The 25,657-nt window shown below is 66.9% G+C and carries 13 protein-coding genes and 7 pseudogenes; 11 read left to right on the forward strand and 9 right to left on the reverse strand.

Annotation, left to right across the window (positions count from 1 at the left end; translation table 11 throughout):
- Positions 1-38 precede the first annotated feature (38 nt).
- The 5 genes from G6N68_RS18675 to G6N68_RS18695 form a co-directional block, all read right to left on the reverse strand.
- Positions 39-1,484, reverse strand: coding sequence for a vWA domain-containing protein (locus tag G6N68_RS18675; protein WP_163715386.1), 1,446 nt, complete (start codon positions 1,482-1,484; stop codon positions 39-41).
- Between the two features lie 15 nt (positions 1,485-1,499).
- The gene (locus G6N68_RS18680; protein ID WP_163715388.1) at positions 1,500-2,375 is read right to left on the reverse strand and encodes an AAA family ATPase; all 876 of its coding nucleotides are present in this window, start codon (positions 2,373-2,375) and stop codon (positions 1,500-1,502) included.
- 27 nt (positions 2,376-2,402) lie between these two features.
- Positions 2,403-3,659 carry a glutamate-5-semialdehyde dehydrogenase gene (locus G6N68_RS18685; RefSeq protein WP_163715391.1) on the reverse strand — a complete coding sequence of 419 codons (1,257 nt, stop codon included), beginning with the start codon at positions 3,657-3,659 and terminating at the stop codon, positions 2,403-2,405.
- A gap of 104 nt (positions 3,660-3,763) precedes the next feature.
- Positions 3,764-5,170, reverse strand: a complete 1,407-nt coding sequence (locus tag G6N68_RS18690) for a mechanosensitive ion channel domain-containing protein (RefSeq protein WP_163715394.1) — start codon at positions 5,168-5,170, stop codon at positions 3,764-3,766.
- Positions 5,167-7,377, reverse strand: coding sequence for an adenylate/guanylate cyclase domain-containing protein (locus G6N68_RS18695; RefSeq protein WP_371871623.1), 2,211 nt, complete (start codon positions 7,375-7,377; stop codon positions 5,167-5,169). The genes G6N68_RS18690 and G6N68_RS18695 overlap by 4 nt, the downstream gene beginning before the upstream one ends.
- Before the next feature lie 114 nt (positions 7,378-7,491).
- Between G6N68_RS18695 and G6N68_RS18700 the strand changes: the two are divergent.
- The 3 pseudogenes from G6N68_RS18700 to G6N68_RS18710 form a co-directional block, all read left to right on the forward strand.
- A pseudogene (locus tag G6N68_RS18700) lies at positions 7,492-7,902 on the forward strand (PfkB family carbohydrate kinase); the annotation flags it as partial.
- A 235-nt stretch (positions 7,903-8,137) separates the two neighbouring features.
- Positions 8,138-9,340 (forward strand): annotated as a pseudogene (locus G6N68_RS32140) (IS110 family RNA-guided transposase).
- 22 nt (positions 9,341-9,362) lie between these two features.
- Positions 9,363-9,815: pseudogene (locus tag G6N68_RS18710) on the forward strand (PfkB family carbohydrate kinase); the annotation flags it as partial.
- A gap of 9 nt (positions 9,816-9,824) precedes the next feature.
- On the opposite strand, the gene G6N68_RS18715 reads toward G6N68_RS18710, so the two are convergent.
- Positions 9,825-11,861, reverse strand: a complete 2,037-nt coding sequence (locus G6N68_RS18715; RefSeq protein WP_163715404.1) for an NAD(+) synthase — start codon at positions 11,859-11,861, stop codon at positions 9,825-9,827.
- Between the two features lie 94 nt (positions 11,862-11,955).
- On the opposite strand from G6N68_RS18715, the gene G6N68_RS18720 reads away from it, so the two are divergent.
- Complete coding sequence (locus G6N68_RS18720) at positions 11,956-12,792, forward strand: Sir2 family NAD-dependent protein deacetylase (protein ID WP_163715409.1); 837 nt, start codon at positions 11,956-11,958, stop codon at positions 12,790-12,792.
- 4 nt (positions 12,793-12,796) lie between these two features.
- Here G6N68_RS18720 and G6N68_RS18725 read toward each other — a convergent pair whose 3' ends face one another.
- Both G6N68_RS18725 and G6N68_RS18730 read right to left on the reverse strand, forming a co-directional pair.
- Positions 12,797-14,056 (reverse strand): cytochrome P450, encoded by a 1,260-nt coding sequence (locus G6N68_RS18725; RefSeq protein WP_163715411.1) that lies wholly within the window; start codon positions 14,054-14,056, stop codon positions 12,797-12,799.
- Positions 14,057-14,166: 110 nt separating this feature from the next.
- Positions 14,167-14,346 carry a hypothetical protein gene (locus G6N68_RS18730; RefSeq protein WP_163715414.1) on the reverse strand — a complete coding sequence of 60 codons (180 nt, stop codon included), beginning with the start codon at positions 14,344-14,346 and terminating at the stop codon, positions 14,167-14,169.
- A gap of 545 nt (positions 14,347-14,891) precedes the next feature.
- Here G6N68_RS18730 and G6N68_RS18735 point away from each other — a divergent pair.
- The 4 genes and pseudogenes from G6N68_RS18735 to G6N68_RS18750 form a co-directional block, all read left to right on the forward strand.
- A pseudogene (locus G6N68_RS18735) lies at positions 14,892-15,119 on the forward strand (PPE domain-containing protein); the annotation flags it as partial.
- Positions 15,120-15,240: 121 nt separating this feature from the next.
- A pseudogene (locus tag G6N68_RS18740) lies at positions 15,241-16,643 on the forward strand (IS1380 family transposase).
- Between the two features lie 104 nt (positions 16,644-16,747).
- A complete protein-coding gene (locus G6N68_RS30945) occupies positions 16,748-17,323 on the forward strand; it encodes a PPE family protein (RefSeq protein WP_263992011.1) in 576 nt (191 codons plus the stop codon).
- A gap of 64 nt (positions 17,324-17,387) precedes the next feature.
- A complete protein-coding gene (locus G6N68_RS18750) occupies positions 17,388-18,089 on the forward strand; it encodes a plasmid pRiA4b ORF-3 family protein (RefSeq protein WP_003891399.1) in 702 nt (233 codons plus the stop codon).
- Positions 18,090-18,096: 7 nt separating this feature from the next.
- Here G6N68_RS18750 and G6N68_RS18755 read toward each other — a convergent pair whose 3' ends face one another.
- Positions 18,097-19,419, reverse strand: a complete 1,323-nt coding sequence (locus tag G6N68_RS18755; protein WP_163715423.1) for an ISL3 family transposase — start codon at positions 19,417-19,419, stop codon at positions 18,097-18,099.
- Positions 19,420-19,530: 111 nt separating this feature from the next.
- Between G6N68_RS18755 and G6N68_RS18760 the strand changes: the two are divergent.
- The 3 genes and pseudogenes from G6N68_RS18760 to G6N68_RS32360 all read left to right on the forward strand — a co-directional run.
- Positions 19,531-21,411: pseudogene (locus tag G6N68_RS18760) on the forward strand (PPE family protein); the annotation flags it as partial.
- A 136-nt stretch (positions 21,412-21,547) separates the two neighbouring features.
- A pseudogene (locus G6N68_RS32355) lies at positions 21,548-23,269 on the forward strand (PE family protein); the annotation flags it as partial.
- 234 nt (positions 23,270-23,503) lie between these two features.
- Positions 23,504-25,489 (forward strand): hypothetical protein, encoded by a 1,986-nt coding sequence (locus G6N68_RS32360; protein WP_443093987.1) that lies wholly within the window; start codon positions 23,504-23,506, stop codon positions 25,487-25,489.
- Positions 25,490-25,657: the final 168 nt, after the last annotated feature.

Consider the following 25,657-nt stretch of genomic DNA (forward strand, 5'->3'; position numbering starts at 1 on the left):
GCGAGGGTCACCCTGGCGTGACGCTCGGCGGACGAAGGTCAGACCGGCAGCAGCTGGTCGATCACCGTCGCAAGCTGCTTGGCCGACCGGCATTCGTGCATGGTGATGACTTCCTCGTAGCGCGGCACCGCCGAGTCGCCGCTGCCCCAGAGGTGTCGAGGCTCAGGGTTGAGCCAGTGCGCGTGCCGGGCGGCGGTCACCATGTCGTCCAGCACGTCGACGGCCGGGTTGCGGTAATTGGTGCGTCCGTCGCCCAGTACCAGGAGCGAGCTGCGGGGTGAGAGCACATTCGGGAAGTTCTGCACGAACGAGACGAACGCGTTGCCGTAGTCGGAGTGCCCGTCGCGGCTGTAGACGCCGGCCTCCCGGGTGATCCGCTGAATCGCCACGGCCAGGTCGGCTTCCGGGCCGAACATGTGCGTCACCTCGTCGGTCGTGTCGATGAAGGCGAACACTCGAACCCGCGAAAACTGTTGGCGCAGCGCGTGTACCAGTAACAGGGTGAAGTGGCTGAAACCAGCGACCGAGCCCGACACATCGCACAGCACCACCAGCTCCGGACGCGCCGGACGTGGCTTTTTCAGCACGACGTCGATCGGCACACCACCGGTGGACATCGACTTGCGCAGGGTTTTACGCAGATCGATCGAACCCGCCCGGGCCCGACGACGTCGCGCGGCCAACCTGGTCGCCAACGTGCGCGCCAACGGCGCCACCACCCGTCGCATCTGGCGCAGCTGTTCACCGGACGCGCGCAAAAACTCGACGTTCTCCGACAGCTGGGGAATGCCGTACATCTGGACGTGCTCACGACCCAGCTGCTCGGCGGTGCGGCGCTTGGTTTCGGCGTCAACCATCTTGCGCAGTTGAGCAATCCGTTGCGCGGCAAGCGCTTTGGCGATCTGCTCCTGACTGGGTGACGGTTCGTCGCCGTACGGGGCGAGCAGACCGGCCAGCAGCTTGCCCTCCAACTCGTCCAACGCCATCGCCTTGAGCGCCTGATACGACGAGAAGGACGGACCGCGGCTGGAGTTGTATTTTCCGTAGGCCTCGACGATGCGGGCGATCATGGCGACCAGTCGCTCGTCCATGTCGGCCAGCTCGGGGTTGTCGGTGAGCAGATCCAGCAGCATCTGCCGCATCGCCTCGACGTCGTCGGGCGGCAGACCGTCGGAGTCGGAGTCGTCAGCGCCCCCTTCTAGAACCACCGCGCGGGCACCCAGTGCCGCGGGGAACCACAGATCGAACAGCGCGTCGTACGTCTCACGGTGGTCAGGCCGGCGTAGCACCGCGCACGCCAGACCCTCGCGCAGCACCTCGCGTTCGCCCAGGCCGAGCACGGCCATCACCCGCCCGGCGTCCACCGTCTCCGACGGACCCACCGAAATCCCGCTTGCCCGAAGGGCTTCCACAAAACCCACCAGGTGTCCCGGCAGTCCGTGCGGGGCCAGGGGGCGGCGCGGGCGGATCCGTCGCGATGCCATGGTTCAGCCCTTCCGTCAGTTGAGCCTGAGCTCCCCGGCCGCGCGCTGCTGGTCGGATTGGTGTTTGAGGACCACACCCAGGGTGGCCGCGACGACCGCGTCGTCGATGGTGTCCAGGCCGAGGGCGAGCAGGGTGCGTCCCCAGTCGATGGTCTCGGCGATCGACGGCACCTTCTTGAGCTGCATCCCGCGCAGCACGCCGATGATGCGGACCAGCTCCTCGGCCAGATGCTGCGGCAGTTCCGGAACGCGGGACAACAGGATGCGACGTTCCAGTTCGGGCGTCGGGAAAGCGATGTGCAGGAACAGGCAGCGGCGCTTGAGCGCCTCGGACAGCTCGCGGGTGGCGTTCGAGGTGAGCACGACCAGCGGCGTACGGGTCGCGGTGATGGTGCCGAGTTCCGGAACGGTCACCGCGAAGTCGGAGAGCACCTCCAGCAGCAGGCCCTCGATCTCGATGTCGGCCTTGTCGGTTTCGTCGATGAGCAGCACGGTCGGTTCGGTGCGCCGAATCGCGGTCAGCAGCGGGCGCTGCAGCAGGAACTCCTCGCTGAACACGTCGTCCTTGGTCGACTCCCAGTCACCCGATTCGGCCTGAATGCGCAGGATCTGCTTGGCGTGGTTCCACTCGTACAGCGCGCGGGCCTCGTCGACGCCCTCGTAGCACTGCAGCCGGACCAGACCGGAGCCGGTGGCTTGCGCGATGGCGCGGGCCAGTTCCGTCTTTCCGACGCCGGCGGGGCCTTCCACCAGCAGCGGCTTACCGAGCCGGTCGGCGAGAAAGACCGCCGTCGCCGTCGCTGTGTCGGGCAGGTATCCGGTCTCGGCCAGGCGGCGCGAGACGTCCGCGATGTCGGCGAACAGCGGCACGGAACGTGCGGGCACGCTCATGGTGGACTCTCCTAATGCAGGGGCGCGTCAGGCCGGACGGATGTGGCCTGTGGTGGGCGACCCCCACACGATCCACTTGGTCGAGGTCAGTTCCGGTAGCCCCATCGGGCCGCGAGCGTGCAGCTTCTGCGTGGAGATGCCGATCTCGGCGCCGAACCCGAACTGCTCGCCGTCGGTGAATGCCGTGGAGGCGTTGACCATCACCGCGGCGGCATCGATCTGTTCGGTAAACCGTTGAGCGGCAGCAAGATTCGTGGTCACGATGGCCTCGGTGTGGCCGGTGCCGTACTCGTTGATGTGGGCGACGGCCGCGTCCACGCCGTCCACCACCGCCACCGCGATGTCCATCGCCAGGTACTCGCGCCGCAGGTCGTCCTCAGCCGGATCCAGATGCACGGTGACACCGGCGTCCTGCAGCGCGTTCAGCAGCCGCGGCAGCGCGTGTTCGGCGATGGCCGCATCCACCAACAGAGTCTCGGCGGCATTGCAGACGCTGGGCCGGCGGGTCTTCGAGTTGAGCAGGATGCGCTCGGCCACGTCGAGGTCGGCGGCTTCGTGCACATACACGTGACAGTTGCCGACGCCGGTCTCGATGGTCGGTATCTGGGCATCGCGGACGACGGCGTCGATCAAACCCGCTCCCCCACGCGGAATCGCCACGTCGACCAGGCCGCGGGCCTGGATCAGATGGGTGACCGTGGACCGGTCGGCCGACGACAGCAACTGGACGGCGTCTGCGGGCAGGTCCTGGCCGACCAGCGCCGAGCGCAGCACTTTGACCAGGGCCGCGTTGGATTTGGCCGCCGAGGAGCTGCCGCGCAGCAGCGCGGCGTTGCCGGACTTGAGGGTCAGGCCGAACGCGTCGACGGTGACGTTGGGACGGCCCTCGTAGATCATTCCAACCACGCCGAGCGGAACTCGCTGCTGACGCAGCTGCAGGCCATTGGGCAGGGTCGAACCACGCAGCACCTCACCGACCGGGTCGGGCAGCCCGGCGACCTGGCGCAGGCCGGACGCGATCCCGTCGATGCGCTGAGGGTTGAGGGCCAGCCGGTCGAGCATCGCGGCCGGAGTGTCGGCAGCCCTGGCGGCGTCGAGGTCTTCGGTGTTCGCTGCCAGGATCTCGGTGGTGTGGGCCAAAATCTCGTCGGCGGCGGCGTGCAGCGCGCGGTCTTTGACGGCAGTCGGCAGCGTGGCCAATACGCGGGCGGCAACCCGGGCGCGGCGCGCAGCGTCGTGCACCTCTTGACGCAGATCGGGCAGCGCCGGAGCTTCCAGACTCATTAGCCCAGGATATCGGGCTTAGCGCTGCTCAGTCGGGTTGGGTCAGCTGGCGTTCGACTGCCAGCACGTGTCGAGGCGGGAGCGAGACCCTGACGCTCGGCCTGCTAGGCGACCCGTTCGCCGCGAATGGCTCGATGGGCCTTGCTGTGGCGCTCGTCGATGAGCCGACTCAACTCCTGCAGCAACGTCGGCTTGTTCATCACGACGTGCTCGAGGTGTTCCCGGTCGATCTCCAGCACGGTCACCTCCTCCAACGCCACCGCGCCGGTGGGGTTGGGTTGCCGGGTCAGCGCGGTTACGCCCAAGAAAGCGCCCTGGTAGAGGGTGGACAACGGCACCACCGAACCGTCTGCCGTTGTCGCGGTAAGCCGAAGGCTGCCGGCCACGATGAATGACATCCCTTTAGGGACAATGCCCGGATGTTGCACCACTTCGTCGGCGCCGTACCGGACGACCCGCGCGTAGGACGCCAGTGCCCGCTTCTCGACGAGAGACAGGCGCAACTCCGGGCCCACCACCGAGTCCAGGGCATCCCAAACCCGGTCGGGGGTCGAGAATTCGTCGTTGGCCCCGTCCAGGTGCAACCCGGCGCGGCGCGACGCGTACCAGACCCACGGCAGGAAGGTCGCCCGGACCGCGCCGTCGTCGGCCGGCGACTTGAGTCGCACCGTGGTCTCATACGCGCCGTCGCCCAACGCCACGGTGGTCGGTGGCAAGGCTCCGCGTCTCAGCTGGGGTAGCCCGCTGGCGACTCGCGTCAGCATCGCGCACACCTGGTTTGGTGGGTCGGTGGTGGCGAATTTCGTTGCAATGGTGCACTTGTGCGCGCCGGCGGGGCGGCTGAGGTTGGTGAACGATGTGGTGGCCAACATCGAGTTGGGCGTGATCCGCAGCCCCGTCGCGGTCTCGATGTGCACCGCGCGCCAGTTCACCTCGACAACGCGCCCCCGTGCGGTCGGTGTGTCCAGCCAGTCGTCGATGCGGAAGGGCTGCTCGAACAGCATGAACAATCCCGACACGATCTGGCCGACGGAATTCTGCAGCATCAGGCCGATGACCACCGACGTGACGCCCAGCGCGGTGAACACGCCGCCCACCCGAACACCCCAGATGTAGGACAGGATTACCGCCAACCCGGCGCCGATCAGCGCGAACCGGGCGACATCCAGGAAGATGGCGGGTAGGCGCTTACGCCAACTTTCTTGCGGCGCAGACTGAAACACCGTGGCATTGAGCCCGGACAACAGCAGCACCAGCACCAGGAAGCCGAAGATCGTGGTGAGGACACGCACGAACCCGTCGCCGGGCGGTACCTGTGAAGCCTTGACGAGGATGAGCAGCAGCGCGCCCAACGGCAGCAGGTAGTTGCGCATCAGGCTCACCTGTCGGGCCAGGTGACTGTTCCTGCGGACCAGGACTTGGTGCAACTCGGTGAGGATGATCAGACCGACGGGCAACCCGATCGCGATGCCGACGGCCCAGTAGAACCACGACGCATCAAAGATATTCATGACCGCTCCAACAACCGGTAGATTGGCTGTTCTTCTCCATCGACCGTGACCGTCCCTGCCTGGGTGAACTTGCGCACATCCCGCATCGCCTCGTACACCTGCGCGGTGACATAGATGCCGGGTTGCGGTGCGCCGGCGTGCATTTGGTAGGCCATGCTGACCGCCGCGCCCCACATGTCATAAACAACGCTGGACCGCCCGACCAGTCCGCTGACGACGTCGCCGGTGTTGATCCCGGCACGTAGGCGCAGGGCATGGCCGCTCGGACGGTTGAACCTTTCGATGATGCGCCGCATCTCGATGGCGAAGTCGACGGTCCGGGCGATGTTGTCCAGGCGCGGGGTGGTGACCCCGCAACTGGCCAGATAGCCGTTGTGCAGCGTCCGGATGCGTTCGACACCAAGCGATTCCGCCGCCGAGTCGAATTGCCTTACCAAATCGTCGAGTATACCGACCAACTCGTTGCCCGACATGTCGCTGGATATCTCGTCGACGCCCAGGATTTCGGCGAAAATCACGCTGACGTCCTGGTGTTCTTGTGCGATGGTCTCTTCACCCTCGCGGTAGCGCTGCACCACCGGCTCGGGCATCATCGACAGCAACAGCCGATCGTTTTCCCTACGCTGCTCGTTGAGCAGTTCTTCCTTGATCTCGAGATTTCGGCTCATCTCGTTGAATGCCGCAGTGAGATCGCCGATTTCGTCGCGCGAGGTGACCGGGATCTTGACTTCGTAATCGCCGGAGCTGATCTTCTGCGTGCCGGCCTCGAGCCGACGAATCGGCCGCACCATCGCCTGGGCAACCAGCATCGAGGCCACGCAGATCACGAAGATCATCACGACAGTGACCAACACCAGGGCCTTGCTGAAAGCCGACGCGGCCGCGAACGCCTCGGAGTGGTCTCGCGTCGCCAGGATTACCCAATGCAGATCCGAATTGGGAATTTCCAAGGGGGCGTAGGCTTCTAGCTCACGGTGGCCGGTGTAATCGGTGGCGGACACGATTCCGGTCTGTCCGCGCTGGGCGTTGCGCACTCCCTCGCTGCCAACAGCCTGCCACAGCGTCGTGCCGCCGATCTTGATGGCCTGGTCCACCACGTCAGCCGGGGTTCCCGCGGCCACTGCCTCGCGCTTGTACTCCTGAGGGTCATCGAGGAAGAGTCGCGAATCGGAGCGCATCAGACTGTCCGGGCCGGCGAGGAACGTCTCGGTCCCCTCGCCCATCCCGGCGGCCTTCCACTGCTTGTTCGCCGTCATGATCCGGTTGATCTTGGCGATGGGCAACGGTAGCGCCAAGACGCCTTCGGTCTTGCCGTTCGCCGTTACCGGCGCCACCAGCCATGCTGTGGGGACGTTGAGTTGCGGCTGGTACGGCTTGAAGTCGGTGATCCAGGTGAAGTCGACCGCGTTGGCGCTCAACGCCTTGAGGTACGCGTCGCGCAGATTCGACTCGCGGTACGGCCCCGTCAAGATGTTGGTGCCTAGATCGGGGTCCTTGCTGAGGCTGTAGACGATGTTGCCCCTGGTATCCAGCAATACGGCGTCGTCGTATTGGAACCGGGTGACGATTTCGCGGAAGTAGCCGTTGAATTGGGCATTGGCCGCCGACCACGCGCTGCCGTCGCCGGCATCATCTTGTCGCATCGAATCGGCGTCCGAAGTGAACGGCGCGGTGTAGTACGCCTGAAGGTATTGCTGCGCGGGCGACGTGGGCAGCAACGCCTTGATGTCGAGTTGTTCACCAGTCAGGCGCTGAACCGGTTTGATCAATTGGTTTTCGTAGTAGTTGACGATCGCCTGTTGTTGCGCGGGGTTGATTTTGGCCTCGGCCAACTTGTCGAAGCCGGCAGTGAATTGGGCGACCGCATCGATCGCCGTCAGGCCACGCGCGTAGATGGTCAACGAATTGGTCAGGTCCGCGAACAGGGTTTCCACCGCGCGCTTCTGCGCCTCGCGCAGTTCGGTCAGTCGCTCGTAGGCCGCGTGTTGGAGCGAGCCCCGACCGGATTGGAAACCGACGACGACCACCGCTGCGACCGAAAGGATGCTCGACAACAACAGCAGCAGCATGAGTTTGGACTGGATGCTCACCCGGATCCGGCGGCGCCGGACCCTGCCTCGGCTGAAACCGCGGGCCCGAGGTGGCTGGACTTCGGCGGCTTCATCCGCCGGTCCCGGGTCTGCCTTTTCACTCTCGCCCGACGTCAATAGCCTTCCCTCTCTGTTCCCCCGCAGCAGACTAGCGTGCCGAACAGCTAATATTCGGGATTCTCGGCGGCCTGCGACAGCCTTCTGTGACTACCTTGCGACTACGTTGTGGGCATGACGACGCGAGTCTGCGTGGTAGGCAGCGTGAACTTGGATTTGCGGTTCGAGGTCGCTGTGTTGCCGAGGCCGGGTGAGACGGTGCTGGCTTCATCGATGAGCCACGCACCCGGCGGCAAGGGAGCCAACCAGGCGGTAGCCGCCGCGCGCGCGGGCGCCCACGTGCAGTTCGTCGGCGCGTTCGGTGACGACGCGGCCGCTGATGAGTTGCGGGCTCACCTGCTCGCCAACGGCGTTGGCCTGGACGGCATCAGCACGGTGTCCGGGCCGAGTGGGAGGGCGATGATCGTGGTGGATGCCCACGGTGAGAACACGATCGTGGTGGCGGCGGGGGCCAACGCACAACTGGAGGTCGCGCCGGCGGCCGCCGCCGAATGCGACGTGCTGCTGACCCAGTTGGAGATTCCTTAAGTTCGTAGGTGCAGTTACTTCGTGTTGTTACGTTGTGCTGTGACCCGGGCGGGTCGGGTGAGGTTGTTGGTGTGTTGCCGGCTTGATGGTGCGGCTTGAGAGGACTGGCCGCCCGACCCGCTTGGACTTCTCTGGCCGCTGATTGAGATCTGCGATGTGATCGCTTGTTTAAGGAAATGCTGGCGGGGTGGTCCGTGGGGAACATGTTGGCAGACAAGCGAATAGAGGCGAGATGACTGCGGTCCAGTTGTGGGCTGGTGTGGACGTCGGCAAGGAGCATCACTGGGTGTGCGTGGTCGATGACCACGGTGCGGTGGTGCTTTCCCGAAAGTTCGTCAACGACGAGCAACAGATCCGTGGACTTGTTTCCGATGTGGACAAGCTCGGTGGGCAGGTGTCTTGGACAGTGGATCTGACCACCGTCTACGCCACCCTGTTGTTGACGGTGCTCGCCGATGCCGGCAAGTCGGTGCGCTATCTGGCGGGCCGCCAGGTGTGGCAGGCCTCGGCGACCTACCGCGGCGGGGAGGCCAAGACCGACGCCAAGGACGCGCGGGTGATCGCCGATCAATCCCGGATGCGCGGTGCCGATCTGCCGGTGCTGCACCCCGGCGATGACGTGATCACCGAACTGCGGATGCTGACCGCCCATCGGACTGATCTGGTGGCTGATCGCACCCGCACCATCAACCGGCTGCGTCAACAGCTGGTAGCGGTCTGCCCGGCCCTGGAGCGAGCAGCTCAGCTGACCCAGGATCGTGGTTGGGTGGTGCTGCTGGCGCGCTACCAGCGTCCGAAAGCCATTCGGCAGAGCGGCCTTTCGCGGCTGACGCGGGTGCTGGCCGATGCCGGGGTGTAACGCCGCTGCAATCGCAGCGGCGGCCGTGGCTGCGGCGAAGACCCAGACGGTGCGCCTGCCGGGCGAAGAAGTCGCCGCTGGGCTGGTCGCACAACTGGCCCAGGAGGTGATCTCCCTCGATGAACGCATCAAGACCACCGACGCCGACATCGAGGGCCGATTTCGCCGCCATCCACTTGCTGAAGTAATCACCAGCATGCCCGGCATGGGATTTCGGCTCGGCGCCGAATTCCTGGCCGCTGTTGGTGACCCCGCCCTGATCGAGTCGGCTGACCAACTCGCGGCGTGGGCCGGGCTGGCCCCGGTCTCGCGACTCGGGAAACGCACTGGACGCCTGCACACCCGAAGCGCTACAGCCGACGACTGCGCCGGGTCATGTACATGTCCGCGCTCACCGCCATCCGCTGCGACCCGCTTTCCAAGGCCTATTACCAGCGCAAACGGAACGAAGGAAAACGACCGATCGCGGCCACCATCTGCCTGGCGCGACGCCGCACCAACGTCCTCTACGCGCTCATCCGTGACAACCGCACCTGGCAACCCGACTCACCCCCAATCACACAGTCGGCGGCTTGACATCTTCATTGAGAGTCCTCTCGCGACCGCCGTCGCGGCGGCACGGGCGGCCCATGATGCCGGGGCCGTTGTCATGGTCAATGCGTCGCCGGCAAGCGCCGACCGCAACGCCCTGGCCGAGTTGGCGGCCAGCGCCCACGTCGTCATCGTCAACGAGGCCGAGGCCGACGACTGGCCGTGGCGGCCAGACCATTTCGTCGTCACGTTGGGTAAGAGCGGAGCGCGGTACATCGGTCGTGACGGCGAGTTCGAGGTCCCCGCCCCGCCAGTTGAGGCGGTCGACACCGCTGGGGCGGGTGACGTGTTCGCCGGTGTGCTGGCGGCGAATTGGCCACGCGACCCCGGCTCGGCCGTCCAACGGCGGCACGCGTTGCGACGTGCCTGTGCCGCAGGCGCTCTGGCCACTCTGGTACCCGGCGCAGGTGACTGCGCTCCGGACGCCGATGCTATCGACACCCTCTGTGACGGGTACTAGCCCACCCGCTCAAGGGATTTCGCGTTCGATCTCGTCGAGCCAGATACGCGCCGACATGTCCGACGGGGCGCGCCAGTCCCCGCGCGGCGACAGCGACCCACCGTGAGAAACCTTGGGACCGTTGGGCAGCGCCGATCGTTTGAATTGACTGAACGAGTAAAACCGCTGCGCGAACACACCCAGCCAATGCTTGATGGCCGCCAGGTCGTAGGCCGGACGGTTGCCCTCGGGAAAACCGGGCGGCCAATCGCCTCGCTCGGGATCGCTCCACGCGTGCCAGGCGAGGAAGGCGATCTTCGACGGCTGGAATCCGTAGCGCAGCACCTGGAACAAGGAAAAGTCCTGCAGCGCATAGGGCCCGACCTTCGCCTCACTGTCCTGCAGGTCTTCCTCCTCCCCCGACGGAACCAATTCGGGAGTGATCTTGGTGTCGACGACCGACTGCAGCACTTCGGACACCTCGTCTTCGAACTGATTCGACGAGATGACCCAGCGGATCAGATGCTGGATAAGTGTCTTCGGCACACCGCCGTTGACGTTGTAGTGCGACATCTGGTCGCCGACACCGTATGTCGACCAACCCAGCGCCAGCTCGGACAGATCACCCGTCCCCAGCACGATCCCGCCGCGCTGGTTGGCCAACCGGAAGAGGTAGTCGGTGCGCAGACCGGCCTGCACGTTTTCGAAGGTGATGTCATACACCTTCTCGCCGCGCGCGAACGGATGCCCCATCTCCTCGAACATCCGCTTTGCGGTCTCGCGGATGTCGATCTCTCCGAACGTGATGCCCAGGGCGCGCGCCAGCCTCGTGGCGTTGCCTTTGGTGTGCTCGCCGGTGGCGAATCCGGGCAGTGTGAATCCGAGGATGTCGCTGCGCGGCCGACCTTCGCGGTCCATGGCCTTGGCCGCGACGATCAGTGCGTGTGTCGAGTCCAGCCCACCGGACACGCCGATGACCACCTTCGGATAGTTCAATGCGCGCAACCGTTGCTCCAGCCCCGCCACCTGGATGTTGTAGGCCTCGTAGCAATCCTGTTCCAGCCGTTCGCGATTGGCCGGGACGAACGGGAACCGTTCGATGTGGCGCAGTAGGCCGATATCGCCGGTCGGGGGGTCGAGCCGAAACTCAAGGCGGCGGAACGAATCCGTCGTGCCGCGGTGGTGGCGCCTGTTGTCGTCGAAGGTCCCCATCCGCAGGCGCTCCGAGCGAAGCAACTGGAGGTCGACGTCGGCGACGGACCGGCGCTCGCCCTTGGGAAAGCGCTCGGAACCCGCGAGCTGGGTGCCGTTTTCCCAGATCATGGTCTGGCCGTCCCACGCCAGATCGGTGGTGGATTCGCCTTCGCCGGCGGCGGCATAGACGTAGGCGGCCAGACATCTCGCCGACGCCGAGCGCGCCAGTAGGGAGCGATCCTCGGACCGCCCAATGGTGATCGGACTCCCGGACAGATTGGCCAGCACCGTCGCACCCGCCAGCGCCGCCTCCGCGCTGGGCGGGACCGGGACGAACATGTCCTCGCAGATCTCGACGTGCAGCACAAAGCCAGGCAGGTCGGACGCGGCGAACAACAGGTCGGGACCGAACGGGACTTCCGTGCCGCCGAGTCGGATCGTGCCCCGCTCATCGTCACCGGGTGCGATCTGGCGGCTTTCGTAGAACTCCCGATACGTGGGCAGGTACGACTTGGGCACCACCCCGAGCACCGCACCGCGATGGATGACTACCGCGGTGTTGTAGATGCGGTGCAGGCGGCGCAACGGCGCGCCCACCACCAGGACGGGCAACAGGTCCGCGGAGGCCTCGACGATGTCGAGCAGCGCCCGCTCGACGGCTTCGAGCAGGGTGTCCTGCAGCAGGATGTCCTCTATGGAATAACCGGTCAGGGTCAGCTCGGGGAAAACCGCCAGCGCGACGCCCTCCTTGTGACACTCGCGCGCCAATCCCAGTACTGACTCGGCATTGGCGGCCGGGTCGCCGATGGTGGTGTGTTGCGTGCACGCGGCGACGCGCACGAACCCGTGCTGGTATGCGGAGTAGAAGTTCATCGCCTCTCATTCTTGCGTGGCGGGGTCCTGTCGCCGAATTACCCACACCTTCGGAACCGCAATCAGCCCGCCGCGGGCAACTACGCTCGGCGTTGTGGAATCTCCCGAGCTCGTCGCGCTCCTGGCCGGCCGCAAGGTCGCGGTGCTGACGGGTGCCGGGCTGTCCACCGACTCGGGCATACCCGACTACCGCGGCCCCGATTCACCGCCGAGCAACCCTATGACTATCCGCCAGTTCACCTCGGACCCGGCATTTCGGCAGCGCTACTGGGCTCGCAACCACGTGGGCTGGCGGCACATGGACGAGACGCAGCCCAACGCCGGGCACCGGGCGCTGGCGGAACTGGAACGGTGCGGCGTGGTGACCGGTGTGATCACCCAGAACGTCGACCTGCTGCACACGAAGGCGGGCAGCCGAAATGTGGTCAACCTGCACGGCACCTACGCGCGGGTGGCCTGCCTGGGTTGTGGTTACACGACGAGCCGCGCCGCCCTGGCCGAGCAGCTCGAAGCGCTGAACCCGGGGTTCATCGAGCGGGCCGAGGACGTGGGCGGGATAGCGGTGGCGCCGGACGCCGACGCGGCGGTTGCCGACACCGCGTCGTTCCGCTACGTCGACTGCCCCTCGTGCGGCGGCATGCTCAAGCCCGACATTGTCTACTTTGGCGAGAATGTCCCGAAACGCGTTGTGGCGCAGGCGTATGAGCTCGTCGATCAGGCTGAAGCGCTGTTGGTCGCGGGCTCGTCGCTGACCGTGTTCTCCGGTTACCGGTTCGTCCGTCACGCCGTCTCACTCGGCATCCCCGTCGCGATCGTCAACCGCGGCCCCACCCGGGGCGATGCGTTGGCCAACGTGAAAGTCGACGGTGGCTGTTCGGAACTGCTCACGCTGCTCGCCGGCGAGTTAGCGCGGTCGGCTCTCAGACGCTAACGCGTTAGAACGTGCAGGGCAGGCGGCGGACGCCGTGAATGAAGTTGCCCGCCAGGTATTCCGGCTCGCCCGCCTGAACATCGGGTACCTGTTGGAGTAACTCGCCGAACAGTGCGCGAAGTTGCGCTCGCGCGACATGAGCACCTAGGCAGAAGTGCACTCCACCGCCACCGAAGCCCACATGCGGGTTGGGGTTGCGGCTCAGGTCGAAACGCTCGGGATGGTCGAATGCCTCGGTGTCCCAGTTAGCGGACGCATAGAACATCACCACCTTCTCCCCCGCTCGGATGGTCTGGCCGCCTAGCTCGAAATCCGTTGCGGCCGTGCGCCGGAAGGTCATGACCGGGGTGGCCCACCGGATGAACTCCTCTACCGCCGTCCCGATCCGATCCTCGAAAGCCGCTGCCAGCCAGGCCCGCTGGTCGGGGAAGTCGGTGAGGGCTTTTATCGCGTGACTGGCGGTCTGGCGGGTGGTGTCGTTGCCGGCCACGGCGAGCAGCACGAAGAATGCCGCCACATCGGCATCCGACAGTCGCTCGCCGTCCACTTCGGCGTTGACCAGGCCACTGAACAGGTCTTCGCCGGGATTCTCGCGGCGCTCGGCGGCCAGTTGCAGGGCGACCTGATGCAGATAGATCTGGTTCTCGAACAGCACCTGCAGCGGTTCGCGTCCGTCGAGATACACCGGGTCCGCCCAGGACACCAACGCATCGGCGGCGTGGGCGACCTTGTGGCGTTCGGCCTCCGGGATGCCCACCATGTCGGACAAGGTGCGGATGGGCAGTTCCTTGGCGCAGTATTCGACGAAATCGGCGCCGGAACCGGCCGCCTTGAACTCCTCGACGATGGCCTTGGCGTTGGCCTTTATCGACTCCTCGATGCGACGGACCTGGCGCGGGGTGAACGCGGCGCTGACCAGCTTGCGCAGCTTGGTGTGCCGGGGCGGGTCCATGGCCAGGAAGGACTGCGACGCCTCGAGCAACTCCTCGGGGACGGTCTCGAACAGCACCCCCTTGCCGGACAGGAACACCTCGTTGTTGCGGCTGACGGTGACGATGTCGGCGCGCCGGGTGACGGCCCAGTAGCCAGGGTCGTTGGGATCGTGCATCAGCGCATCCTCGACCGGAGGGTGCCAGCTCACCGGGCGTTCGGACCGCAACACTGCGAACGAGCGTTCCCGCTCCGCCGCTGTGGTGGCCCAAAACTTGCGCGACGACAGATCGATTACGTCATAGGCACGGCCGTCCGCCTGCATCGCAGTCATCGGTCCTCATCCCTCCCTCTGACTGGCCAGGCTGTGATGCCAGTCTCAGCTTGACCATATGTGTAGACAGTATGTCTAGTCAAGATGTCGGAAGGAACATGCCAAAGGGATCAAGCGGCGAGGCGCGACCTTCTCAGCTCGGCGACGAAGCTACGGCCCTGGTTGTCGACGACCTGCCACGAGTAGGGGCCGATGCGCCGCGAATAGCCGAGCATCTGGACCGCCGACTGGCCGTCTTGCTCATTGATGTTGTCGACTCGTAAGCCATTGGATGTTGTCAGTGCCCACATGGTGTTCTCCTGTTCTGCGAGGTAACAACAGGTTTGCGGGCGCGGCTTGCGAAATTCTGATGGAAAGCTTGGAGAACCCGTTCTCCGCACTTACGTTGATGAAGCCGTCACGGTCGCGGCGTGCGTTACGCACGAAACTTTCAATGCTGCAACCGGTTTGGCGTTCGATCCGGTGACCGACCGGACATCGCCGCCGCCACGATGCCCGCGTCTGCACACCAGCCTCTAATGCGTCGCGTCGTCCACGTAGACCCAGCCGGACTGCTGCGGCATTGACAGTTCCAAAGTGTTCACTTAGTCTTCCCAAGTGTTCACTTAGTAAACGCGGGTCGAGGTCGGCGGGAGGTTGAGGTGGCTGGCAGCGCGGCTTGTTACCTCGTGGCGTACTCGCCGGACCTTGCCGCTGGTTGTTCACCGCACGTCGGTCCTGGGCCGCGGTCTCGAAAAACTGATGCTCGCCGGCAGGACCGGTGCGCTACGGCGCACTGAAGGCACCCGAGGCGAGTCTTGGCTGCGTGGCGGAGCAGTTCAGAAGGGTTGTGACAATGAACTTTTCGGCCTTACCGCCGGAGATCAACTCGCTCAGGATCTTCTCCGGCGCCGGGCCGGGCCCAATGTTGGCAGCGGCGGCGGCCTGGGACGGCTTGGCGGCGGAACTGGCTGCAGCCGCAAGCTCTTTCGGGGCAGTTACCTTGGGACTGGCCGAACAGTCGTGGCGAGGGCCGGCGGCTGCAGCGATGGCAGCCGCGGCGGCGCCGCACGCGGCGTGGCTAACCCAGATTTTTCGTGAAATGCCTCGAGAAACGGGGTGTAGATAAGCGAAAGTGCCTGTCCTGCAAGGGATAATTGGACTTGTCTACGGTTCAATCGGTCCCAAGGGAAGGCACTTCGCGAGTGAAGAATATCGCGCTAGCATCGCGGGTGAAAGTGTCTGCTGACGGGCATGGTGTCGTGTCGCACGCCGGGATGGGCATGCTGCGCGAGCTCGCGGACCGCACGGGGTTGTCGGCGCAGGTCACCGCCGCGTTGGCCGACACGTACCGGGGCCCGTGGGTGTATGCGCCCGGGGACGTGTTCGCCGATCTGGCGGCCGCGGTCGCCGACGGCGCGGACTGCATCGACGCAGTTGGTCAACTGTGCGGCGATCGTGAGCATGTGTTCGGCGCGAAGGCGTCGACGACCACTATGTGGCGGTTGATCGATCAGCGCATCGATGCCGCACACCTGCCGGGGGTGCGCACAGCGCGGGCTCGGGCGCGGGCGGCGGCCTGGGCGGCCGGAGCCGCCCCCACCCAGGGGTGGCTGCACATCGACATCGACGCCACCCTGGTGATCGATCACTCCGACAACAAGACCGGCGCTGCGGCGACCTGGAAGAAAACCTATGGTCATCACCCGCTGCTGGCGTTTCTGGACCGCCCGGACATCGCCGGCGGGGAGGCCCTGGCCGGGCTGCTGCGCAACGGTAACGCCGGCTCCAACACCGCCTCCGATCACGTCATCGTCCTCGAGCAGGCGCTGGCCGCCCTGCCGCGGCGATACCAGCCCGACCCGCCCATCCCGAGGATCCCGACAACCCGAAGCTGCTGGTGCGCTGCGACACCGCCGGGTCCACCCACCGCTTCGCCCAGGCGTGCCGCAGGCTGGGGGTGGGGTTCTCCTTCGGCTACCCCGTCGATTGGCGGGTCCAAGACGCCGTGGACACCCTGACCCTCGCCGATGTCTGGGACCCGGCCATCGACACCGACGGCGGTATCCGCGAGGGCGCCTGGGTCGCCGAGGCCACCGGTCTGGTCAACCTGTCCTCATGGCCGGCCGGAACCCGGCTGATCCTGCGCAAAGAACGCCCCCACCCCGGGGCCCAGCTGCGGTTCACCGACGCCGACGGCATGCGCGTGACCGCGTTCATCACCGACACCGCACCCGGGGTCATCCCTGGTCAAGTCGCCGGATTGGAGTTGCGGCACCGCCAGCACGCCCGCATCGAGGACCGCATCCGCGAACTAAAGGCCACCGGGCTGCGCAACTTTCCGTGCCACTCGTTTTGGTCCAACGCCGCCTGGCTGGAAATCATCCTGGCCGCCACCGATCTGGTCACCTGGGCCCGGCTGATCGGCTTTCACGACCACCCCGGCCTGGCCCGCATCGAGATCACCACATTCCGCTACCGGATCCTGCACATCGCCGCCCGCATCACCCACGGCGCACGCCAACAACGGCTACGCCTCGATGCCACCTGGCGATGGGCCGCAGCCATCGCGACCGCCTGGCAACACATCCGCACCGCCTTCGGATAACACCCCGGCGACCACCACCCAACCGACCACGAAAGACCACCGGCCCCAGGAAAGCCCGCCCCGCCCGGCGACACGGGACAACTCTCCACGCCACCACACCGAAAATGCCTACCCAACAACACCATTCAGCGCCAGAACGGCTCAATCATCAATTCGATGCAAAATCGAGGCTAAAGGCGGCGGCGAGCAATTCGGAGCGGGCGGCAGCGCAGGCGCGGACCGCGGTGAACGCGTTTGAGGCCGTGCGGGCGGCAGCGATACATCCGAAGATGGTCGCGGCAAACCGAAACCAATTTGTCTCGCTGGTGTTGTCGAACTTCTTCGGCCAGAACGCCCCGCTGATCGCGGCGACCGAAGCTGCCTATGAACAGATGTGGGCTCAGGATGTGGCGGCGATGGTTGGCTACCACGCCGGGGCTTCGGCCGTGGTCTCGGCGTTGGAGCCGTTCGTTCAGCCACTGCAAGGCCTGGCCGGCTTGCGGACTCAGATCGCAGCCGCGCCCGCGGCAGCGGCAGCATCGGCAGCGGCCCCCGCCCGGATGCTCGCCATTCAACTTGGCGTCGCCAACGTCGGCGTGGGCAACGTCGGGAACGGAAACGTCGGCTTGCTCAACTTCGGCAGCGGAAACCGGCTCTTCGCAGTTGAGGGTGTAGGACGGTCAACTGTTTTCGGCCGGTGATTGGGGTGTCTGGTTGACTGGGGGCGTGCCGGAGAAGAAGCGGAAGCTTAAGAGGAAGAGCGGGGTGCCGGGGGGCATTGTGGACCTGTCGATGCTGCAGAAGCTGATTGCCGGTGCTGGCCGGGATGTGTTCGCGGGAGTGTTCGATGAGCCAACGCCCGAGGTGCGGGCTGTGCCGGAGCGTGTGCGGGGTTTCCGGGTCCGGGTGGACCTGATGTACGCCAAGCCGCCGATTTGGCGTCGTCTGGTCCTGCCGGGCGATCTCATGCTCGATGAGCTGCATGTCGTGCTGCAGGCGGCGATGGGTTGGCAGGACGGTCATCTGCATAAGTTCGGTGTCGGGGGGGACCGGCGTAGGCGTGCCTACTTCGTCACTGGGTTTGATCTCAGCGAAGGCGACGACGGTGTCGTCGAGGACAGCGTGCGGCTCGATCAGGTGGTCTCCGATAAGGGTGAGCGGTTGTTCTATGACTACGACTTCGGCGATGGATGGGAGCACGTGCTGGTGGTCGAAGACGTTCTCGATGATCCACCTTCGGCTCCTGTGTGCCTGACGGGCAGGATGGCCTGCCCGCCGGAGGATTGTGGTGGGCTGGGCGGCTATGAGGAATTGGCTGCGTGGGTTCGTGGCGGGTACGACCCGCGGGCAACGCCGATGGGGCTGGGTGCGCAGGAGATGCGGGACTGGCTGCCCCGAGACTGGCACCCCGATCGTTTCTCGGTGGCCGAGACCAATGACGCTCTGGCCGTGTTGAATACGCGTTGAGGACTCTTCACTGCCGAGGTCCAAGGAGCTGGGGTCTGAATCCGCCGGTCTCGAGCAGGGATCGGGCGATGTAGTGGGACAGGTTGCGAAAGCCCAGGGCGGAGCCGCGCAGGTGTTCGAGGCGACCGTTGATGGCTTCGGTTGGGCCGTTGCTGGTGCCGGGCCGGTCGAAGTAGGCCAGCACGTCGGCGGCGCGCTTGGTCAGGGTGCGCCCGAGGGTGATCAGTTCCTGCAGAGGCCTGGGAACGCCGGTGCTCAGCGTGGTGATCAGCGCTGCCATCATGGTGCGGCCTTTCTTACGATCGGGCTCTCGGTAGGCGGCTACGGTGCGCTGATACATCTGCCAGGTGGCTTCGACCTCGGCGTGGGTGTCGACGGCGAACAACGCCGCCAGTCGGGCTTTCTGGCGGTCGGTGAGCAGATCGGCACCGGTGTGCAGGGTGCGTCGGCAGGCATACAGCGGGTCGGTCTTGCGGCCGCGGTGCCCACAGGTGTCCAACTGCACGCGACGCCGGCATTCGTCGAGGGCGTTACCGGCCAGGCGCACCACATGGAAGGGATCCATCACCGTGGCTGCCTCAGGTAGCTCTTCAGCGGTGGCGGTCTTGAACCCGGAGAAGCCATCCATGGCAACGACGTCCACGCCATCACGCCAGTCCTGTGGCCGCTGGGCCAGCCAGTCGGCGAACGACTTCTTGGAGCGCCCCTCGATCATATCGAGCAGCCGGGCCGGACCAGTCCCATCCCGTACTGGGGTGAGGTCGATGATGACGGTGACGTACTTGTCGCCGCGGCGGGTGTGGCGCCAGACATGCTCATCGACGCCGATCACCGCCACGCCGTCGAAGCGGGTCGGGTCGGCGATCAGCACCCGCTGGCCTTCGGCGAGCACGGCGTTGTTGGCGGTGTTCCACGACACCGCCAGGGCTTCGGCGAGCCGGGCCACCGTCAGGTGCTGGCAGACAAGGGCTTCCAGTGCCCACCGCAGCGCTCGCCGGGACAGCTTGGCGCGTGGTTCGGCGGCCTTGCTGGTGTCTTGGCGCCACACATGAGCGCATCCGGCGCACCGGTAGCGGCGGACCGTCACCAGCAGCGTGGTCGGCCGCCACCCGAACGGCTCGTGGGCAAGCCGACGGGTGATGCTGTCACGCGGACTGCCTTCCTCGCCGCAGCGCCGGCACCACCGATCCTCTTCGACGAGCCTGCACGCCAGCACCGCGCGATCATCAGCGAGGTGCTGGCCGGTCACCTCCAACCCGAGCTCATCGAGGCGGCAGAAAGTCGTGAGGTCAGCGCAGGCGAAGCCCGCCCCACCGGTAGCGTTGGGCACGTCGAGGTCTTTCGGATGGGTGGCGTGAGAACCTCCATCTTCGAGAGACCTCGACCCCTATCCCGGCAACGACGCGCCGACAACCCCTACACCCTCATCTGCGAAGAGCCCGGAAACCTTGGCAGTTTCAATTTTCTTGGGTTCGGAAACTCGGGTAGCTACAACATCGGCCCAGGTAACGTCGGTGACGCCAACATCGGCTTCGGCAACGCGGGCAACGGAAATAAGGGCTTTGCGAATATCGGCACCGGAAACATCGGCTTTGCCAACATCGGGAATAATAACATCGGGATCGGGCTCACCGGAAATAATCAGATCGGCATCGGCGGCCTGAACGCCGGCGCCAACAATATTGGATTGTTCAACTCGGGCAACGGAAATATCGGCTTCTTCAATTCCGGCAATGGAAACTTTGGCATCGGAAACTCGGGCGACTACAACACGGGTCTGGGAAACGCGGGGCTGGCCAACACGGGATTCTTCAACACCGGTTCATTCAATTCCGGCAGCATCAACGTGGGCGACGCCAACACCGGAAGCGCGAACACCGGAAGCGCGAACACGGGGGGCGGCAACCCCGGGTCGTCCAACACGGGTAGCTACAACGTTGGCGACACGAACACCGGCTTTTTCAACTCGGGCAGCATTAACACCGGCGCCTTCAACCTGGGCAACATGAACAATGGCTTCCTGTGGACGGGCGATGGCCAGGGCGGCCTCACGATGGGTATCACTTCACCGGGTATTACCACACCCGCCATAGGCATACCCGCGCTCAATATCCCCGCCTTTGACACGCCCGAAATCACGATACCGTCGATATCTATTCCGGAGATGGTGTCGCCCGACATCACGGTGGGCGCGTTCAGCCTGCCGGAGATAAATGTACCTTTCTCGAGCACCCCATCAATTTTGGTACGGCCTATAACGGTAGTCGATTTTGAGCTCCCGGACATAACGATCCCGTCGATAACTGTTCCGCCAATGACGTTGCCCGCTATCACGGTGGGTGGGTTCAGCCTGCCCGAAATAACGGTACCCGTGCTCAGTACGCCCGGCATAGTCATCAGCCAATTTTCAACGCCCTCGATTACCATACCCCAGTTCGATTTTCCCGCGATGACCACGTCGACAATTTTCTTCCAAGGCGACGCTCTTGGCGGAGGACCAGTCACGATTGCTACTATGGCTGGCGCGAACGTCAATATCCTGCCTTTTTCTATGGGGCAATTCCTCATCGGAAATACAGGCCACTTCGCGGGCCAACTTAATGGCCGCTTCTTCGGCTTTACCTTCCCCAGCATCACATTGTCACAATTCGGGCTGCCGCAAATCCAGACAACCGAGCCGTTTACCATCCCCGGCATCGAAATCAGTGGCTTCACGTTGCCGCAAATCAACACGCCGCCCATTACTACCCCAGAGTTGAACATCGAGAACATCGAAATTGGCACCTTCAGTACGCCCGGTATGCTCATCCCCAGCATTGACATCAGACCATTCACCATCCCGTCCATCAGTGTCGACGGCTTCACGTTGCCGCAAATCAACATTCCTGCGACGGACACCCAGCCGTTTACCATCCCGTCCATCAGTATCGGCGGCTTCAGCACCCCTGGGCTCACCATTCCCAGCCTCACCATCGCCAGCACCGGCGCGAAGTTCGTCGTCCCACCGCCGCCGGGCTTCTTCAGCACGAGCGATGCCCCATCGTCGGGCTTCTTCAATACCGGCGCCGGCGGCAACTCGGGATTCGGCAACAACGGGTCCGGGATCTCGGGCCTGTTCAACATGAACCCGGCGGGACTCTCCTTCGCCTCGGGCTACAACAACTTTGGTTCGGCCATTTCGGGGCTCTTCAACCTCGGCAGCGGTGTTTCGGGTCTCAGCAACGTGGGCCTGCTCCCATTGACCGACGGCAGCCTGGTCTCCGGTCTTGGAAACATCGGTCACCGGCTCGCGGGACTGGTGTTACAGGGCACCACGCCATGACCGATCAGGACGTGCCTGGCGGGCCGGACTGTCTGGTTCTTTCTGGCAGTGACCGACGTCGGTTTGTCGCGTTGACGAAATACCTTGTGCTGTTTGCTCTTTGCCGGTTGATTTATCGATTTCTTGAGGAGTTGTCATGACGTTGGTCAGTGTGGCGCCGGAGTTGGTGGAAGCCCTAGCCGCGCAGGCGGCCGGTGTGGGTGCGGCGGTGGATGGGGCGACTGCGGACGTGGAAACGGCGACGACGGGGCTCTTGGCTGCCGGTGGCGATGAAGTGTCGGCGGCGATCGCGGCGTTGTTTTCTGGGCATGGGCGGGCTTATCAGGTGGTTAGCGGGCAGGCGGCGGCGTTTCATGCCCGGTTTGTGCAGGCATTAGTGGCCGGGGCGGAGTCGTATGCCGCGGCGGAGGCGGCCAACGTTTCCCCGTTGCAGGCGGCGGCGCAGGGTGTGCAGGCTGCGATCAATGGGCCGGTGCAGGCTTTGACGGGGCGACCGCTATTTGGCAATGGCGCGGACGGGGCGGCTGGGACCGGGCAAAACGGAGGCGCGGGTGGGTGGTTATTCGGTAACGGCGGGGCTGGCGGGTCGGGGCGGCGGGGCAAAACGGTGGGGCCGGTGGGGCGGCGGCGTTGTGGGGAGCCGGCGGGGCCGGGGGTGCTGGTGGGACCGGGGCGAGCGGCGGCGCCGGTGGTCGTGCGGGGTGGTTGTTCGGTACCGGTGGTACCGGTGGGGCCGGCGGAGCGGGTGCGACGGGCGGGACCGGCGGTAATGCGGGGTGGTTGTGGGGGGCTGGTGGTGCGGGTGGGGCCGGCGGAGTCGGTGGGGGCACCGGCGGTACGGGCGGCAGCGCCGGGTGGTTCGGGGCCGGCGGCGCCGGCGGTGTTGGCGGTGCCGGTGCGGCGGGGACCGAGGGCGCCCTGCCCGGCACTGATGGCACTCCCGGGAATCCAGGGCTGGCCGGTAGTGATGGGGGCGACGGATCGGCGGGCGGGCCAGGCGGGACCGGCGGCACGGGCGGGACTGGTGGTCGTGGGGGTCGACTGTTCGGGAACGGCGGGGCCGGCGGGGCCGGCGGTATCGGCGGGGTCGGCGGAGCCGGGGCGGCCGGCGGGGTCGGCGGGGACGGCGGTGCGGGCGTGTTCATCGGCAAGGTGGGCAGCGGGGACGGCGGAGCCGGCGGGCCCGGCGGGACCGGCGGAGACGGCGGTAACGGCGGGGACGGCGGAGCCGGAGGCGCCGGTGGGGCCGGTGGGCTGTTCGGACACGCCGGAGCCAGCGGTGGCCGGGGTGTAGGCGGGACCGGTGGGGCTGGTGGGGCCGCCGGGGTCGGCGGTCATGGTGGTGATGGTGCCGCGGGGACCTACTTCGGAGGCCGTAATGGGGTCGGCGGGGCCGGGGGGGGCCGGTGGCGACACCGGGTTAGGTGGTCATGGTGGTGCAGGTGGGGCCGGTGCGATCGCGGGTCGAGTCGGCGCGGACGGTGCCACCCCGACCGGTGGGCATGGCGGGGCCGGCGGTGCGGGCGCGAGTTCTTCCCATATCCACCCCGACGGTGGGGCCGGTGGGGCCGGCGGCGACGGCGGGCGCCTGGGCGACGGCGGTGCGGGCGGCGCCGGCGGGGACGGTCATGACGGCGCCGCGGGTGCTGTGGGCGCCAACGGCACCCACGGCGGGGCCGGCGGCGATGGCGGGGTTGGCGGCAAGGGCGGTATCGACGGCGGGGATGGCGGGGCAGGCGGGGCAGGCGGGGCCGGCGGGGCAGGCGGGGCCGGCGGGGCCGGGGTTGCCGGAGCCGATGGCACCGCGAACATTGACCTGGGTCGCGGTCACGACGGCGGCACCGGCGCTACCGGCGGCGCCGGCGGGGCTGGTGGTAAGGGTGGGGCCGGCGGCATCGCGCAGGCCGCATCCGGCCGCCACGGCGCCCAAGGCGCCGGCGGGGACGGCGGGGACGGCGGGGCCGCCGGGGTCGGTGGCGACGGCGGCGACGGCGCCACCGGTGACTGGGACTTCACCAACGGGATCGGCGGCGCCGGCGGCGCCGCCGGTGACCCCGGCCAAGCCGGTCAAGGCGGGCTAGGCGGCACCGGCTTGACCAACGGGGTCGACGGTGCTTCCGGGGCTACCCCCGCCACCGGAGGTACCGGCGGTACCGGCGGCACCGGCGCCCACGGAACCGCGGCCCACCCCGACGGCGGGGCCGGCGGGGCCGGTGGAAACGGCGGACGCGTCGGTAGCGGCGGGGCCGGAGGCCAAGGCGGGGACGGCATCAATGGTGTTGCCGGGAGCACCGTGGGCACCCCGGGCGCGACCGGCACCGATGGCACCCCCGGCGGTTTCGGTGGGGCCGGTGGGGTCGGCGGCAACGGCGGCACCGACGCCGGCAACGGCGGCAACGGCGGCAACGGCGGTAACGGCGGTAACGGCGGCAACGGCGGCACCGGCAGCGACGGCAAAATCGGCGGGTTCGGCGAGCACCTCATGGACGGCGGCAACGGGGGCAAAGGCGGCGCTGGTGGCGTCGGTGGTAACGGCGGCAATGGCGGGGCCGGCGGCACCGCGACCGCGGGCACTGCCGGCACCCAAGGCAAAGGCGGCGACGCCGGCCACGGCGGGGCCGGCGGCACCGCTGGTAGCGGCGGCGACGGCTTGCATGGAAACCTATTCATCAACAACGGTGCCGGCGGTAACGGCGGCGACGCCGGAACGAACGGCGTCGGCGGCAACGGCGGCACCGGCGGCACCGGTTCCACCAACGGCCATGACGGCAGCACTTCCATCGGGTCCGGCGCCGCTCACGGCGGCGACGGCGGCGACGGCGCCGATGGGACGGTGGCCGTCCTCGACGGCGGGGCCGGCGGCAACGGGGGCCACGCCACCGCCTTCGGTGACGGCGGCAGGGGCGGCACCGGCGGCAACGGCAGCAACGGACCCGCTAACCCCAGCGGCGACGGCGTACGCGGCGGCCACGGCGGGGCCGGCGGCACCGGCGGCAACGGCGGCAGCAACGGCGGTGACGCCGGCGACGGTGGGGCTGGCGGCACCGGCGGCAACGGTGGCGTTGGCAGCTTCGGCGGCGACGGCGCCGACGGCACCCTGCCTGGGGAGGATGGCTTCGCCGGCATCGATGGCAGCAAGGGCGGCACCGGCGGCAACGGCGGCACGGGCGGGGCCGGTGGCACCGCGGCCGCAGGCCAAGCCGGTACCCGGGGCGCCGGCGGCAACGCCGGCAACGGCGGCAACGGCGGCGACGGCGGCCACGGCGGCCGCGGTGCCATCGGCCTTGATACGGCCTTTGGCGTCCACGCCGGCAACGGCGGCTTCGGTGGCGCCGGCGGCGACGGCGGGACCGGCGGCAGCGGCGGCATCGGCGGCGACGGCTCCACCACCGGCAACAATGGCGCCAGCGGAACCGACGGCAACGGTGGCAACGGCGGCGATGGCGGCACCGGCGGCTCCCCCACCGCACTCGGCGGCGGTGCCGGCGGGGCCGGTGGTAAGGGCGGCGACGGCGGCACCGGCAGCAACGGCGGTGCCGGCGGCAACGGCGGCAACGGCGCCTCCTCTTTCAGCGGCCGCGGCGGTGCGGGTGGCTCCGGCGGCATCGGCGGCGACGCCACCACCGGCGCCGGCGGCACCGGCGGCAACGGCGGCAACGGCGGTACGGGCGATAACGAGGGCGGCGGCCTCGGCGGCAACGGCGGCAACGGCGGTGACGGCAGCACCGGTGGCAACGGCGGCAACGGCGGTATCGGCGCTGACGGCGATGCCAAGTCCCCGGGCACCGATGGTGGCTCCGGCGGCCAGGGCGGCAAAGGCACCGCCGGAGCCGGTGGCAAGGGCGGTAACGGCGGCAATGGCGGCGACGGCGGCGATACAACTCCTCCCTTCGGCTTCGGTGCCGGCGCCGGCGGTAATGGCGGTCAAGGCGGCAATGGCGGGGAGGGCACCGACGCATTCGGCAATCCCACGTTCGCCATACTCGGTGGCGCCGGCGACCAGGGCAGCCCCGGTGCCGGCACCATCGGGGGGACCGGCGGTGCGGGCGGTGTGGGCGGTGCGGGCGGGCACGGCTGAGTCGCAGGCAAGGTGCGAAACTGACCGGGTTCCCGATGGTCGTGATGACAGGTTTGGAGGAGGTTTGATGCCATATCTGGTTCCGGACATGTTGGCGACGGCAGCAGATTTGGCAGGCGTCGAATCGACGGTAGCGCGGCCAAATCGGCGGCGGTCCCGACCACCCCG

The sequence above is a fragment of the Mycobacterium bourgelatii genome (genome assembly GCF_010723575.1).
GTDB lineage: Bacteria > Actinomycetota > Actinomycetes > Mycobacteriales > Mycobacteriaceae > Mycobacterium > Mycobacterium bourgelatii.